Origin of the sequence: Sphingobium lactosutens (genome assembly GCF_013393185.1) — a bacterium.
In the GTDB taxonomy this organism is placed as follows: domain Bacteria; phylum Pseudomonadota; class Alphaproteobacteria; order Sphingomonadales; family Sphingomonadaceae; genus Sphingobium; species Sphingobium lactosutens_A.
Genome location: NZ_QJQX01000035.1, coordinates 63,011 through 76,590 on the forward strand (window position 1 = coordinate 63,011; position 13,580 = coordinate 76,590).

The 13,580-nt window shown below is 63.9% G+C and carries 12 protein-coding genes, 1 tRNA gene and 1 other RNA gene; 13 read left to right on the forward strand and 1 reads right to left on the reverse strand.

Annotated features, from left to right (window positions below; all coding sequences use genetic code 11):
* Positions 1-126 precede the first annotated feature (126 nt).
* The 13 genes from DM806_RS05960 to DM806_RS06020 all read left to right on the forward strand — a co-directional run bounded on the left by DM806_RS05960 (position 127) and on the right by DM806_RS06020 (position 11,021).
* Positions 127-1,188 (forward strand): cysteine desulfurase family protein, encoded by a 1,062-nt coding sequence (locus DM806_RS05960; RefSeq protein WP_179042313.1) that lies wholly within the window; start codon positions 127-129, stop codon positions 1,186-1,188.
* A complete protein-coding gene (locus DM806_RS05965; protein ID WP_179042314.1) occupies positions 1,185-2,273 on the forward strand; it encodes a cysteine desulfurase family protein in 1,089 nt (362 codons plus the stop codon). Before DM806_RS05960 ends, DM806_RS05965 begins: the two co-directional genes overlap by 4 nt.
* An 18-nt stretch (positions 2,274-2,291) precedes the next feature.
* Positions 2,292-2,627, forward strand: coding sequence for a 2Fe-2S iron-sulfur cluster-binding protein (locus DM806_RS05970; protein WP_179042315.1), 336 nt, complete (start codon positions 2,292-2,294; stop codon positions 2,625-2,627).
* 8 nt (positions 2,628-2,635) lie between these two features.
* Positions 2,636-3,601: an SGM family class A beta-lactamase gene (blaSGM, locus tag DM806_RS05975; protein WP_179042316.1), complete on the forward strand. Its 966-nt coding sequence runs from the start codon at positions 2,636-2,638 to the stop codon at positions 3,599-3,601.
* Positions 3,602-3,640: 39 nt separating this feature from the next.
* Complete coding sequence (locus tag DM806_RS05980) at positions 3,641-3,985, forward strand: hypothetical protein (protein ID WP_179042317.1); 345 nt, start codon at positions 3,641-3,643, stop codon at positions 3,983-3,985.
* Positions 3,986-4,236: 251 nt separating this feature from the next.
* Positions 4,237-4,334: signal recognition particle sRNA small type (gene ffs / locus DM806_RS05985), an RNA gene on the forward strand.
* Positions 4,335-4,550: 216 nt separating this feature from the next.
* On the forward strand, positions 4,551-6,170 hold the full coding sequence (locus tag DM806_RS05990; protein WP_179042318.1) for a DNA polymerase III subunit gamma/tau: 1,620 nt from the start codon (positions 4,551-4,553) through the stop codon (positions 6,168-6,170).
* A gap of 3 nt (positions 6,171-6,173) precedes the next feature.
* A complete protein-coding gene (locus DM806_RS05995) occupies positions 6,174-6,497 on the forward strand; it encodes a YbaB/EbfC family nucleoid-associated protein (RefSeq protein ID WP_179042319.1) in 324 nt (107 codons plus the stop codon).
* Positions 6,498-6,630: 133 nt separating this feature from the next.
* The gene (gene lon, locus DM806_RS06000) at positions 6,631-9,027 is read left to right on the forward strand and encodes an endopeptidase La (RefSeq protein WP_179042320.1); all 2,397 of its coding nucleotides are present in this window, start codon (positions 6,631-6,633) and stop codon (positions 9,025-9,027) included.
* A gap of 179 nt (positions 9,028-9,206) precedes the next feature.
* A complete protein-coding gene (locus DM806_RS06005; protein ID WP_024019962.1) occupies positions 9,207-9,479 on the forward strand; it encodes an HU family DNA-binding protein in 273 nt (90 codons plus the stop codon).
* Between the two features lie 212 nt (positions 9,480-9,691).
* The gene (locus tag DM806_RS06010) at positions 9,692-10,264 is read left to right on the forward strand and encodes a septal ring lytic transglycosylase RlpA family protein (protein WP_179042321.1); all 573 of its coding nucleotides are present in this window, start codon (positions 9,692-9,694) and stop codon (positions 10,262-10,264) included.
* The gene (locus DM806_RS06015; RefSeq protein WP_256869132.1) at positions 10,261-10,869 is read left to right on the forward strand and encodes a nucleotidyltransferase family protein; all 609 of its coding nucleotides are present in this window, start codon (positions 10,261-10,263) and stop codon (positions 10,867-10,869) included. Before DM806_RS06010 ends, DM806_RS06015 begins: the two co-directional genes overlap by 4 nt.
* A gap of 75 nt (positions 10,870-10,944) precedes the next feature.
* Positions 10,945-11,021 (forward strand) — tRNA-His (locus tag DM806_RS06020).
* Between the two features lie 157 nt (positions 11,022-11,178).
* Here the strand turns inward: DM806_RS06020 and DM806_RS06025 are convergent.
* Positions 11,179-13,455 carry a TonB-dependent receptor gene (locus DM806_RS06025; protein WP_179042322.1) on the reverse strand — a complete coding sequence of 759 codons (2,277 nt, stop codon included), beginning with the start codon at positions 13,453-13,455 and terminating at the stop codon, positions 11,179-11,181.
* Positions 13,456-13,580: the final 125 nt, after the last annotated feature.

The following is a 13,580-nucleotide window of genomic DNA, read 5'->3' on the forward strand; positions in this document are numbered from 1 at the left end:
TCTGGGCCGCCTTTTGGGGCGGCGGGGATAGGATCGGTGCGCACGCCAAGGCTTGCGCTGGCGCGGCGCGGCAAACCGCCTATATAGATGCCGCCGCCATTTCCGCAATCAATGAGTAACGCCCGCTTGGCCGCCGACCGCCTTTATCTCGATCATGCCGCAACCACCCCGATGCTGCCGCAGGCGCAGGCGGCGATGGTGGCGGCGTTGGCCAGTTGGGCCAATCCGTCCAGCCCGCATGCCGACGGCCGCGCCGCTCGCGCTCGCCTTGAGGATGCGCGCAGGCGCATCGCGGCGGCGCTGGGGTGGACCGGGCATGTCCTCTTCACCTCCGGCGCGAGCGAGGCGATTGCCATCGCGCTGACCCAGGCGAAGGCCGGGCAAGTCGTCACCTCGCCGGTCGAGCATGACGCCGTGCTGCGCGTGACCAAGGGCGCGGAGCGGCTGGCGGTGGATGGGGATGGACTTGTCTCCTCCCGTCATCGCAGCGAAGGCTGGGATCTCCCTTCTTCTGTTTTGGCCATCCAGCATGTCAACAACGAGACCGGCGTCATCCAGCCGCTCGACCTGATCGAACGCGACGGTGCGATCCTCTTCGCCGATTGCGCCCAGAGCGCGGGCAAGCTGCCGCTGCCGGATGCCGACATGATCGCGATCAGCGCGCACAAGTTTGGCGGCCCGCCTGGCATCGGCGCGCTCCTTATCCGCGACCTCGCCCTGATCGAGCCGAGCGGCGGGCAGGAGCAGGGCTATCGCGCCGGCACCGAGAATCTTCCCGCCATCCTCGCCATGGCCGCAGCGCTGGAGGCGCGCGGCGACTGGCTGGAGGCAGCGGCGGCGCTGCGCGCCCGGCTGGACGCGGGCATAGAGGCGGCGGGCGGCGCCATCGTCGCGCGCGATGCGCCGCGCCTGCCCGCCATCGCCAGCTATCGGATGCCGGGCCTGTCCGCCCGCGCGCAGCTGATCCAGTTCGACCTAAAGGGCATATCGGTGTCGGCGGGTAGCGCCTGTTCGTCCGGCTCTCTCAAGACCAGCCATGTGCTGGGCGCGATGGGCTGGGACGATGTCGCTGCATCCGAAGTGGTGCGCGTGAGTTTCGGGCCGCAGACAACGGAGGCGGATGTGGATCGCTTCCTCGACGCCTGGGTGGGTATGGCCCAGAAACTTTCTGCGCAGGCGCGGCGATGATCTATCTCGACTATCAGGCGACGACGCCGCTCGCCCCCGAAGCCTTCGACGCCATGGTGCCGTTGTTGCGCGACCAGTTCGCCAATCCGCACAGCGCCCATCGCCTTGGCCGCGCCGCCGCTGCGCAGGTCGAACTGGCGCGCGACGAGATCGGCCGGCTGCTGCCTTCGGGGGGCAGGCTGCTTTTCACCTCCGGCGCGACCGAGGCGCTCAACATCGCGATTCAGGGCGCACCGGTGGGCGACATCGTTACCATTGCGACCGAACATGCCGCTGTGCTGGACACGGTGGAGGCGATGCGGCGGGTCGGGCGCGACGTCACCATCCTGCCGGTCGGGCCGGACGGGCTGGTCGATATGAAGGCCGCGCGTGAAGCGATCCACCCCGGCGTGGCGCTGGTCGCGGCGATGCTGGTCAATAACGAGATCGGTGTGATCCAGCCGGTCGCGGCGCTGGCGGGTCTGGCGCGGGAGGCAGGCGCGCTGTTCCTCTGCGATGCGGTGCAGGGATATGGTCGCGTGCCGGTGCCGCAAGGCTGCGACATGATCGCGATCAGCGCGCACAAGATCCATGGTCCCAAGGGTATCGGCGCGCTCTGGCTGCGCGATGGGGTGAAGCCTGCGCCGCTGATCCATGGCGGCGGGCAGGAGGGTGGCTTGCGATCCGGTACGCTCTCGCCCGCACTTTGCGCCGGGTTCGGCGTTGCGGCGCGGCTGATGCGCGAGCGGGCGGAGGCCGACCGCGCGCATGTCGAGGAACTGGCCGTCCTCGCGCGCGATCTGTTTGCCGACTGGACGCTGAACGGCTCCGCGACGGAACGTTATTCCGGCAATCTCAACCTGCGGCGCGACGGAATCGACGGTGCGCGCCTGTTGTCCCATTGCCGCAATATTGCTTTTTCGTTGGGAAGTGCTTGCGCAAGCGGGTCCGGGCGGCCTAGCCATGTGCTGCGCGCGCTGGGTCTGACCGATGGCCAGGCGCGCGGATCGGTGCGGATCGGCTTTGGCCGCTACACGACGCCGGCGGAACTGGAGAAGGCTGCAAGGGAAGTGAACGAAGCGGCAGCCGCACAAGCGGCGCCGTGACAAGGGAGCGTCGCACCAATGACCAGGGTCATCTTCATCAGCGCTGACGGCGAACGGCGGCAGGAGGTCGATGCGCCTGCCGGATCGATTCTGCTGGAGATCGCGCAGGCTGCGGGCCAGCCGCTGGAGGGGACGTGCGAGGGGCAGATGGCCTGTTCGACCTGCCATGTCATTGTCGACGCTGACGATTTCGCCAGGCTGCCGGGCGCCAGTGAGGATGAGGAGGATATGCTCGACCTCGCCGCCGCCGCGACCCGCACCAGCCGCCTGTCATGTCAGATCGTGCTGGACGCCGCACTCGATAGCCTCACCGTCCGTATTCCAAGCGAATCCTATAATATGCAGGGCATGTGATCCCACCCATGAAGACATTGACCGCCCTGGCCGCACTCGCGCTATTGGCCGCCCCTTCGATTGCCGCCGATAGAAAGAAGGCACCGCCCAAGGCGCCGGAGCCGACCGGCCGGCTCGATTCGCTGATGCCCGCCGCGCCGCGCTATCTGGTGCCGCAGTCGGCACTGACATCGGCGCGCAACCCGGCAGAGATCGAAAAGGAGACCGGCGGCCGGCTGGGCGTGGCGCTGATCGACCGGAGCGGTGCGCTGCTGCTTGGCTTCAACCGGGACGAGCGGTTCGCCCTGTGCTCGACCTTCAAGGCGCCGATGGCCGCCGCCGTGCTGCTGGGCGCGGAGGGCGGCAAGTTCGGGCTGGAGGGGGAGATACCCTTCAGCGGCGACGATATTCTCGACTACGCACCGGTGGTGAAGAAGAACAGGAAGCGCGGCCGCATGAGCATGGGCGAACTGGCGCAGGCGGCGGTGGAGGTGAGCGACAACAGCGCCGCCAACCTGCTGCTGCCGATGCTGGGCGGGCCGGCGGGCCTCACCGCCTTCATGCGCGCCCATGGCGACAGCATGACGCGGCTCGACCGCAACGAGCCTACGCTTAATGAAAATGCGGAAGGGGATGAGCGCGACACCACCACGCCGGCTGCCATGGCCGGGCTGATGGGGCGGCTCTTCTTCAAGGACATGAAGCAGGAAAGCGCCGACAAGCTGCGCGCCTGGTTCAACGCCAGCAGCACCGGCGACCACCGCATCAAGGCAGGCCTGCCCGAAGGCTGGACCTCTGGCAGCAAGACCGGCACCTGCGGCACCGCCTATAATGACGTGGCGCTGGTCAAGTCCCCGGTGGGTGACGAATATATCCTCGCCATCTATCTCGACCGGCCGACCGTGGACGCGAAAAAGGCGGAAGCGGCGATTGCGGAGACTGCCCAGGCGGCGTTGGCCTTCGTTGCCAAGGCGCAGAAGAGCGGGTTGGAGTAGGGGCTTTCTGGTTGGGGCGGGAAGGAGCCATTTGCCGACGTGCTTCGCATGTCCAATGCATCACTTATGAAATCTGATATGCGCCGACCTGGATGGGGAATTTTCACCGTAAACGCTTTGGTTGGCGTAGCAGTGGCAATAATTCTTCTCGGAATTTTGGCTGTGGGCGAGTGTTTGCCCCGAGATAATAATATAAAGATGCAGGCTTGCGAAATTGCTAAGCGCCGGGATATTTATATTTTCATATCTTGCTTTGTGATTTTGTTCTTAACTTCAATATGTATGCAGGTAAAGCGCTCGAATTGGGCGTGTTCTATAGCTTTGGGAAGTGGGATTGTAGCGCTGATTATTTGGAAAATTATCGAAGCGATGCTGCATATTTGATTTAGTTTTATGGCTGCTTTCCACCCTCGCCGTCATGCTGGGCTTGGCTCGAAATCCATTTGTTCGACGCTTGAACATTCATGAAAGGTTGAGGCTCGTGGATCCCGGATCAAGTCCGGGATGACGGAGGTGGGCAACATAGTCACCCCTTTCAATCAACCCACCCCCATCGCCCGGCCCTCGAACATCCTGAACGCACCGAAGAAATCCGATCCCTCTTGCCAACCCGTCATCACTTCGCCATATGCCGCGCCGGGAGTCGGGCGGACGTGATCGTCGCGAACCGGGTCAGGTCCTGACGGAAGCAGCCACAGTGATTTCGTCACGGGTCGTTCCGGCTCCTACTTTTCCAACATCGTCGTTCCGCCCCATGTGCCGGGCCAGGCCATGTCCATAGACTTGCGTCTGGACAGGCTTCGACAAGCCCCGCCCGAATGGCTGGAGCATTTTCAAGTTGACCGTTTACGGTCAACGTCTCGGAGCCGGAGGCCAGCGAAGCTAAAATGCGGCATCAAAGGAATAGAGCGTTTTCGCTCAATGTGAAAACGCTCTAGAACCGATCCCCATGTCCGATTCCCCGCAGCCCTACCGCGTCCTTGCGCGCAAATATCGACCGCGCAGCTTTCATGAGCTGATCGGCCAGGACGCGATGGTCCAGACGCTGGGCAACGCGATCAAGCGCGGGCGGCTGGCCCATGCTTTCCTGATGACCGGCGTGCGCGGGGTGGGGAAGACCTCCACCGCGCGCCTGATCGCCAAGGCGCTGAACTGCATCGGGCCGGACGGGCAGGGCGGCCCGACCATCGATCCCTGCGGCGTGTGCGAACCCTGTCTGGCGATTGCCGAGGGGCGCCATATCGATGTGGTCGAAATGGACGCCGCCAGCCATACCGGCGTCGACGATGTGCGCGAGATTATCGAGGCGGTGCGCTATGCCGCCGTGTCGGCGCGCTACAAGATCTACATCATCGACGAAGTCCATATGCTCTCCAAGAACGCCTTCAACGCGCTGTTGAAGACGCTGGAGGAGCCGCCCGCCCATGTGAAATTCCTGTTCGCCACGACCGAGGTGAACAAGGTGCCGGTGACGGTGCTGTCGCGCTGCCAGCGTTTCGACTTGCGCCGCATCCCGGCCGAGCTGCTCGCCGCCCATTTCGCCCATGTGGTGGAGGCGGAAAGCGTCGCGGCCGAACCCGATGCGCTGTCGCTGATCGCGCAGGCGGCCGAAGGTTCCGCGCGCGACGGCTTGTCCATCCTCGACCAGGCGATCGCCCATGCGGAGATGGGACCGGACAGCGAGGACAGCGCGCCGCTCGTCACCGCCGCGCAGGTGCGCGAGATGCTGGGCCTGTCCGATCGTGGCTCCACGCGCCGGCTGCTCGGCCTGTTGCTGGAGGGTGATACGGGGGCGCTGCTGGGCGCGGTGCGCGATCAATATGCGCTGGGCGTAGAACCGCTGGCGCTGATGCGCGGCCTGCTGGAACTTACCCATGCGGTGACGCTGGTGAAGGCCGGGCGCGACATTTCCAGCCCCGGCCAGTCGGCCGAGGAGCGGGAGGCCCTGGCCGAATGGGCATCGCAACTGGGTTTCGCGCCGCTCCATCGCCTCTGGCAATTGCTACTCAAGGGGCATGACGAGGTGGCGAGCGCGGTGCTGCCGATCGAAAGCTGCGAAATGGCGCTGCTGCGCGTCATGCACGCGGCGACCATGCCCGATCCGGGCGAACTGGCGCGGATGCTGCGTGACGGAGGCGTTCCGGCCGCCGCGCCGTCTGCGACCAATGGTGCGGCGGCTGTACCGTCTGCTGCGCCCGTGGCACGGCTGCCCGCGACCTTCGCCGATCTGATCGAGGCCTTCTGGCAGAAGGGCAAGGGCCAACTGGCGCAGGAACTTCATGACTGCGTGGGCGTCGTCCATTTTGCACCGCCGCAGTTCGATTATCGCGCGACGCCGCAACTGCCCGCCGACTTCACCGCGCGTCTGCTGCCGGCGCTGCGCGAGGTGACGGGAACGGTCTGGCAGGTGGCGCAGGCCGAGGGTGGTGAGCCGACCCTGTTGGAGCAGGAACAGCGCAAGGCGGCGGACGCCCGCGCGGAGATTTTGGAGACCCCGGTGGTCAAGGCGGCGATGGCGGCCTTCCCCGATGCCGAGCTGGATGACAGGCTCGAACAATGGAGTGCTTGAAACATGAAAGATCTGAATGAAATCCTGGGTATGGCGAGCCGTGTTCAGGAAGAGTTGCAACGGGCGCAGGACAATCTGGACAAGCTGGAAGTCGAAGGCGCGGCGGGCGGCGGCCTGGTCAAGATACGCGCATCGGCCAAGGGCCGCATCCTTGGCGTGTCGATCGACGACAGCCTGCTTGCCCCGTCGGAAAAGCAGATGCTGGAAGATCTGATCACCGCCGCGCTCAATGATGCGCGCAAGAAGGCAGACGAAGTTAGCAACGCCGAAATGGGCAAGATGACGGCCGGTCTGCCGCTGCCGCCCGGCTTCAAGCTGCCTTTTTGATCGTAGATTTGCGATCACTCGCGGTTCATTGTTGCTATGATATGACCATAGGCTGATTGATTGACGCGCCGGGCATCACCATAAAGGCGATGAACCGCAAGGAAGGGCCGCTTGTTCTGGCCCCGGAGAGTGAATGACTACGCAATATCCCCTTCTGCCGCTGCGCGACATTGTCGTCTTCCCGCAGATGATCGTCCCGCTGTTCGTCGGTCGCGACAAGAGCGTTGCGGCGCTCGAAGCAGCGATGGAAGGCAATAAGGAAATCTTCCTCGTCTCGCAGCTCGACCCGGCCGAGGATGATCCAGGTCGCGACTCGCTCTATGACACTGGCGTCGTCGCCGTGGTGCTTCAGCTGCTGAAGCTGCCCGACGGCACGGTCCGCGTGCTGGTCGAGGGCAAGCATCGCGCGCGGCTTGAACAGATGGAGGCGCGCGATGCCTATCTGGTCGCCGATGTCGCCGACGTCGAGGAAATTGCCGCCGAAGGGCCGGAAGCCGCCGCGCTCATGCGCTCGGTTGCTGAGCAGTTCGAGAATTACGCGAAGCTCAACAAGAAGTTGCCGGCCGAAACGCCGGTGCAGCTGCGCGAGATCGAGGATGCGGGCCGTCTTGCCGACGCCGTGTCGGCGAACATCAACGTCAAGGTGTCCGACAAGCAGTCGCTGCTGGTCGAGGCCGACCCGGTCAAGCGCCTCGAAATGGTCTTTGCCTTCATGGAAGGCGAGCTGGGCGTGCTCCAGGTCGAGAAGAAGATTCGCGGCCGCGTGAAGCGGCAGATGGAAAAGACCCAGCGCGAATATTATCTGAACGAGCAGCTCAAGGCGATCCAGCGCGAGCTGGGCAATGGCGAGGGTGAGGAAGGCGACGAACTCGCCGAGCTGACCGAGAAGATCGCCAAGACCAAGCTGAGCAAGGAAGCGCGCGCCAAGGCGACGGCGGAGCTGAAGAAGCTCAAGGGCATGCAGCCCATGTCGGCCGAGGCCACCGTCGTGCGCAACTATCTCGACGTGCTGCTGGGCCTGCCCTGGGGCAAGAAGGGCAAGGTCAAGACCGACCTCAAAAAGGCGCAGGACATCCTCGACGAGGATCATTTCGCACTGGAGAAGGTCAAGGACCGGATCATCGAATATCTGGCCGTGCAGGCGCGCACCAACAAGCTGAAGGGGCCGATCCTGTGCCTCGTCGGCCCGCCGGGCGTCGGTAAGACCTCGCTCGGCCGTTCGATCGCAAAGGCGACCGGGCGCGAGTTCGTGCGCCAGTCGCTGGGCGGCGTGCGCGACGAGGCCGAGATTCGCGGCCACCGCCGCACCTATATCGGTTCGCTGCCGGGCAAGATCGTGTCGAACCTGAAGAAGGCCGGGACGATGAACCCGCTCTTCCTGCTCGACGAGATCGACAAGCTGGGCCAGGATTTCCGCGGCGATCCGGCGTCGGCGCTGCTGGAGGTGCTCGACCCCGAACAGAATAGCAAGTTCCAGGATCATTATCTGGAGATCGATGTCGATCTTTCAGACATCATGTTCGTAACTACCGCTAACTCGTTGAATTTGCCGCAGCCTTTGCTCGACCGCATGGAGATCATCCGGCTGGAGGGCTATACCGAGGACGAGAAGGTGGAGATTGCGGAGCGGCATCTGCTGCCCAAGCAGATCGACGCCCATGGCCTTAAGGATGGCGAGGTCGAAGTGACCGTGCCGGCGATCCGCGACCTGATCCGCTATTACACCCGCGAAGCCGGCGTCCGCACGCTGGAGCGCGAGATGGCGCGCCTTGCGCGCAAGGCGCTGCGCAAGATCCTGGAAGGCGAATATGAAAAGGTCGTCATCACGCCCGACAATCTGGCCGACTATGCCGGCGTGCAGAAATTTCGCCACGGCGTGGGCGAGGAAGAGAATCAGATCGGCGCCGTCACCGGCCTGGCCTGGACCGAGGTCGGCGGCGAGCTGCTGACGATCGAGGCCGTGACCGTGCCCGGCAAGGGCGCGATCAAGACCACCGGCAAGCTCGGCGAAGTGATGAACGAATCGGTGCAGGCCGCCTATTCCTATGTGAAGGCGCGTTCGCCCGGCTATGGCATCAAACCGAGCCTCTTCAACCGCAAGGACATCCACATTCACCTGCCTGAGGGTGCGGTGCCCAAGGATGGTCCTTCGGCGGGTATCGGCATGGTCACGACCATCGTGTCGACCCTGACCGGCATCCCCGTCCACAAGGATGTGGCGATGACCGGCGAGGTCACGCTGCGCGGTCGCGTGCTGCCGATCGGCGGACTCAAGGAGAAGCTTCTGGCCGCCCTGCGCGGTGGCATCAAGACGGTGCTGATCCCACAGGAAAACGAGAAAGACCTAGCGGAAATTCCGTCTAACATCCGCGAGGGGCTGGACATCATTCCGGTGTCGCATGTCGATGAAGTGCTGGCCCGCGCACTGGTGTCGAAGCCTGAGGCGATCGCCTGGACGGAGGAGGACGACCTCGCTGCCCAGCCGCCCGCAGCGGCGGGACGTGATAGCGATCCCACGCTTCGTCACTGAGGCTGATGTAAATGGCGGAACTCCTTGGCTTTGGCCTGATACGCATCCCAATGTGCAAAATGGGGTCAGGGCCGGGGAAAACGTCGCTTTCCCTTTGACAGGCGCTTGAATCCACGCCTTATTGCCGCCCCTACGCCGCGATTCCTAACAACCAAACAGCACAAGGGGGTTCCCAAGGCATGAACAAGCAGGATTTGATCAGCGCGGTTGCTGAAAGCAGCGGCCTTAGCAAGAATGACGCGACCAAGGCCGTCGAAGGCGTGTTCGACGCCATCACCGGCGCTCTGAAGAAGGGCGACGAAGTTCGCCTGGTCGGTTTCGGTACTTTCTCCGTTTCGCAGCGCAAGGCTTCGACCGGTCGCAACCCGCGCACCGGCGAAACCATGACCATCAAGGCTTCGGCTCAGCCGAAGTTCAAGGCCGGCAAGGGCCTGAAGGATTCGGTCAACTAAGGGATTGAGCGCCTGCTTCCGGCAGGCGCTCGCTCTGACCAGTTTACCGGCATCGCGGCCGGAAAGTTTTCAGGAGAGTGACGCGATTTTGAGGGGCAACCCCGGAAGCGCGATTTGCCGTTAGGGAAGGGGTGAAGATGTCAGCGCATCTTCGCCCCTTTTTCCGTTTTACCGCCCTCGACGCGCCACGGAGGGGACGATAGGAAAGGGGCATGACGCTCTGGAAACGATTGGCCCGGATCGCGCCCGTACTGGCTCCGGCGCTCGCTCTGGCGGCTTGCGCAGGCGGCAATTACCGCCCCGTCAGCGACAGCCCCGTCCGCATCGGCCCGCCCTACAAGGTACGCGGCACCACCTATGTCCCTGTCGCCGACCCCAGCTATGACATGCTCGGCTATGCCAGCTGGTATGGATCGGAATCGGGCAATCGCACCGCCAATGGCGAACGCTTCCGCGCCAAGTGGATCACCGCCGCCCATACCAGCCTGCCGCTGCCGAGCTATGTCGAGGTGACGTCGCTTCAGACCGGGCGGACGATATTGGTGCGGGTCAATGATCGCGGACCGTTCGCCGGGCGCGGGCGGATTATCGACCTGTCGCGCGGCGCGGCGGAGGAACTGGGCATCCGGGCGCTTGGCCATGCAGCCGTGCGAGTGCGCGTGGTCGACGCGTCGGAAAAGGACCGCGCCCGGCTGCGCAAGGGCAAGCCCGCGCGGGAACGGCCCAGAGTATCGGAAGGCACGCTCGCCAATCTGCGTGCGCAGTTGGAGGCGACGGGGCTTTGACCGAGCGATCGGTGGTGGAACAAGCGGTGCGCCACCTTGCCGCCCGGCATCCCGTGACAGGTATGATCCTGCATCGATGGGACGCCGTCCAACTGCCTGATGTCTGGCTGTCGGGCAGTCTTCTGGCGCAGACGCGCTGGAATGAGGCGTTCGGCTTTCCCCCGTTTCATGGAATTGCAGACGCCGACATCATCTATTTCGATGCCGCGGACCTGTCCGAAGCAGCGGAGCGGACCGCAGCGGCGCGATTGAGCGACGTTTTTGCCGACCTGCCGGTTCGGATCGATGTGAAGAACCAGGCGCGGGTCCATCTTTGGTATCCGGATCGCTTCGGCACGCCTATCGACGTCTATCGATCTGCCATCGATGCGACGCTCACCTTTCCGACGACGGCTTCGGCGGTGGCGATCACGCCGGAGGCGCTGTCGGCTCCCTTTGGTCTGACCGACCTGCTTGATCCCGTCGTGCGAGCCAATGCGGCTCAGATCGATCAGGCTTATTATGAAGCCAAGGCACGGCGCTGGGCGGCGTGCTGGCCCGATCTTACCATCTTGCCGTGGCATCACGCCATTCGCCCGGCACAGGAATCCACGCCTTTGCAATAAAGTCGTCATTGGGCGCTTGACGAGGGAGGATGGGCCGCATATGTGGCCCTTCTCGCGGGGTCAACGGCCCCTGTGGCGGTCGTAGCTCAGTTGGTTAGAGCGCTGGTTTGTGGTACCAGAGGTCGCGGGTTCGGATCCCGTCGATCGCCCCATTTCTCCCAAAATCGGGAAATTGGACAGACCTGTAGAGCAGCAGCTCGCAGGCCTTTTTGTCGTGTGCGCTCTTGCCAGCAGCGCGTCAAAAATGCGCCCAACGGCAAAGGGCGCCCCTTGCGGGACGCCCTCTGTTTCTACCAGTCGTGCGATCGATCAGAAGCTGGCCTTGATCATGCCGCCGATGATGCGTGGCTCGTTGATCATGCCGGTCAGGTTGTTGAAGTCGATCGCGCTGACGGCGCGGATCTGGTTGGTGATGTTGCGAGCGAAGGCCGCGACCTCATAGCCATGATCCGACTTGTAGCCGATCTTCAGGCCGCCTTCGAGCAGCGAACGCCCCCGGAACTCTGCCGCCGAGTAGAGGAAATAGTTCACGCTGCTGCGATAGGCCCAGTCGGTGAAGGCGAAGACCTCGCCAGCGCCGACGGGGATGCCGTAGCGCAGCGTCGCATTGGCGATGTAGCGCGGCGCCTGGGGCAGATCGTTGCCGTCCAGATAGCTGTAGGTCGTGCCGCCATCGACGAAGATACTGCCCGTGGGCGTGCACATGCCGGAACCACAGACCGCCACGAAGGCCGCATTGTCGCGGATCTCGGTGAAGTTGTAGCTGCCGCCCGCCGTCAAAGTCAGGTTCGGGATGGGCTGCGCCTCGACATTCGCCTCGACGCCATAGCCGACCGCCTTGTTGACGTTGATCAGGCGCGCCGAATTGCCGACGCCGCCGACCGCGGTCAGCTGAAGATCGTCCGTGTTCCAATAATAGGCCGACAGGTCGAAGCGCAGGCTGTTGCCGATTGCGCCCTTCACGCCGCCTTCATAGGAAATGGTGGTCTGCTTCTTGGCCACCGAAGGCACGCTGAAGAAGGTGACGCGGTCCTGGATCGCCGGACCCTGATAGCCGGTGGCGACACGGGCATAGAGGTTGACGTCGGGGCTGAGCGCATAGGTGGCGCTGACGTCCCAGGACAGGTTCTTTCCACGCGCGGTGTTGCTGAGCGGCAGGTCGACGGCGATCAGCTGGCTGGAGATGGTGCTGGCCGCCAGCGCCGGATCGAGCGTGATCGTGTCGCGCTTGTTGTCGCGCGTGTAGCGCACGCCGCCGCGCACCGTCAGCGCATCCGTCAGCTTGGCTTCACCCGACGCGAACACACCGATATTCTCGTTCGTGTTGTTGTGCAGGATGTTGCTGATCTTCGTGCCCGCCAGATCATAGCTATATTCGGTATATTTCAGGCGCTGGTGGAAGAAATAGGTGCCGGCCTGAAGGCGGATGCCGTTCATGTCGTCGGTAGCGAAGCGGAATTCCTGGCTGAACTCCTCCGGCTTGACGCCATTGCCGGTGTTGGAATCGAAGGTGCCGACGCCCAGGTCGCCGAAGGTGCAGCCGGTATAGGGGTAGCAGCCGCCGCCATCGATGTCCCCGGTGCTTTCCACCGACGCCTTTTCAAAGCCGGTGGTGGAGAAGATGGTGCCGACGCCGTCCAGATGGACCTGCATGCGCAGATTGCCGCCGCCCTGCTTCATCGACTGGCTGGTGCGGCCGTCGAGGTTCACATGGTCCTTGTCGAAGCCGTCGACGAAATGATTGCTGCCCGGCTGGAAGATATTGGCGCGGAACACGCGCGGGCTGCCCTTGAGGTCGCGATAATGGCCGCTCAGCACCGCCTTGAAGTCGCCCGATTCATAGGCGACCTGCAGGCGGCCGGCGACGTCGCGATAGCCTTCCAGCTCGGCGTCGGCATTGCCGCCCTGATTGTCATTCTTCACCCAGTCGTCGCGGCGCTGGAGCAGACCCGACAGGCGGAAGCTCAGGCCGTCGGCGATCGGGCCGCTGATCGCCCCTTCGGCATTGACCGTGTTGTAGGTCGCCCAGGATGCGGTCGCATAGCCGGTATAATGGTCGGTCGGCGCGGCGGAGCTGAGCTTGACCACGCCAGCGGGGGTGTTGCGGCCGAACAGCGTGCCCTGCGGCCCGCGCAGCACTTCGACGCTGGCGAGGTCGAACACCGGGAAGCTCTTGAGCATCGGATTTTCGAGCGCGACATCGTCATAGACGACCGATACCGGCTGGGCGGCGTTGGGATCGAAGTCGGTATTGCCGAGGCCGCGAATATAGAAGCGCGGGAAGGTACGGCCGAACGAGCTTTCGACCTGAAGGCTGGGCGTGCGCGCCGACAGGAAGCGGATGTCGAGGCCGCTGCTGTTGAGCGCGTCCAGCTTCTCGCCGCCGATCGCGGTGACGGCAACGGGCACGTCCTTGGCGTTTTCCGCACGGCGCGAGGCGGTGACGACGATTTCACTCAGGCCTTCTTCGTTAGCTGCGGCCGGATCGGTCTGGGCATGGGCGGCGCCGACGGGCGCCAGAGCAGCGGCGAGCGAAATCGCAAGCGCGCCGCGCGAAATGGTGGTGAAGATCGGCATATATGACATGGTGGAGGCCCCTTTTTCCCTGGCCCTGCATCCCGCTCCCTGCGGAGTCCCATTGTTCGGATCGTTGGCGCGACGCTATGCGCGCTTTCCGTGAGGGGCAAGAAAAGCTGACGCCATTTTGTCGC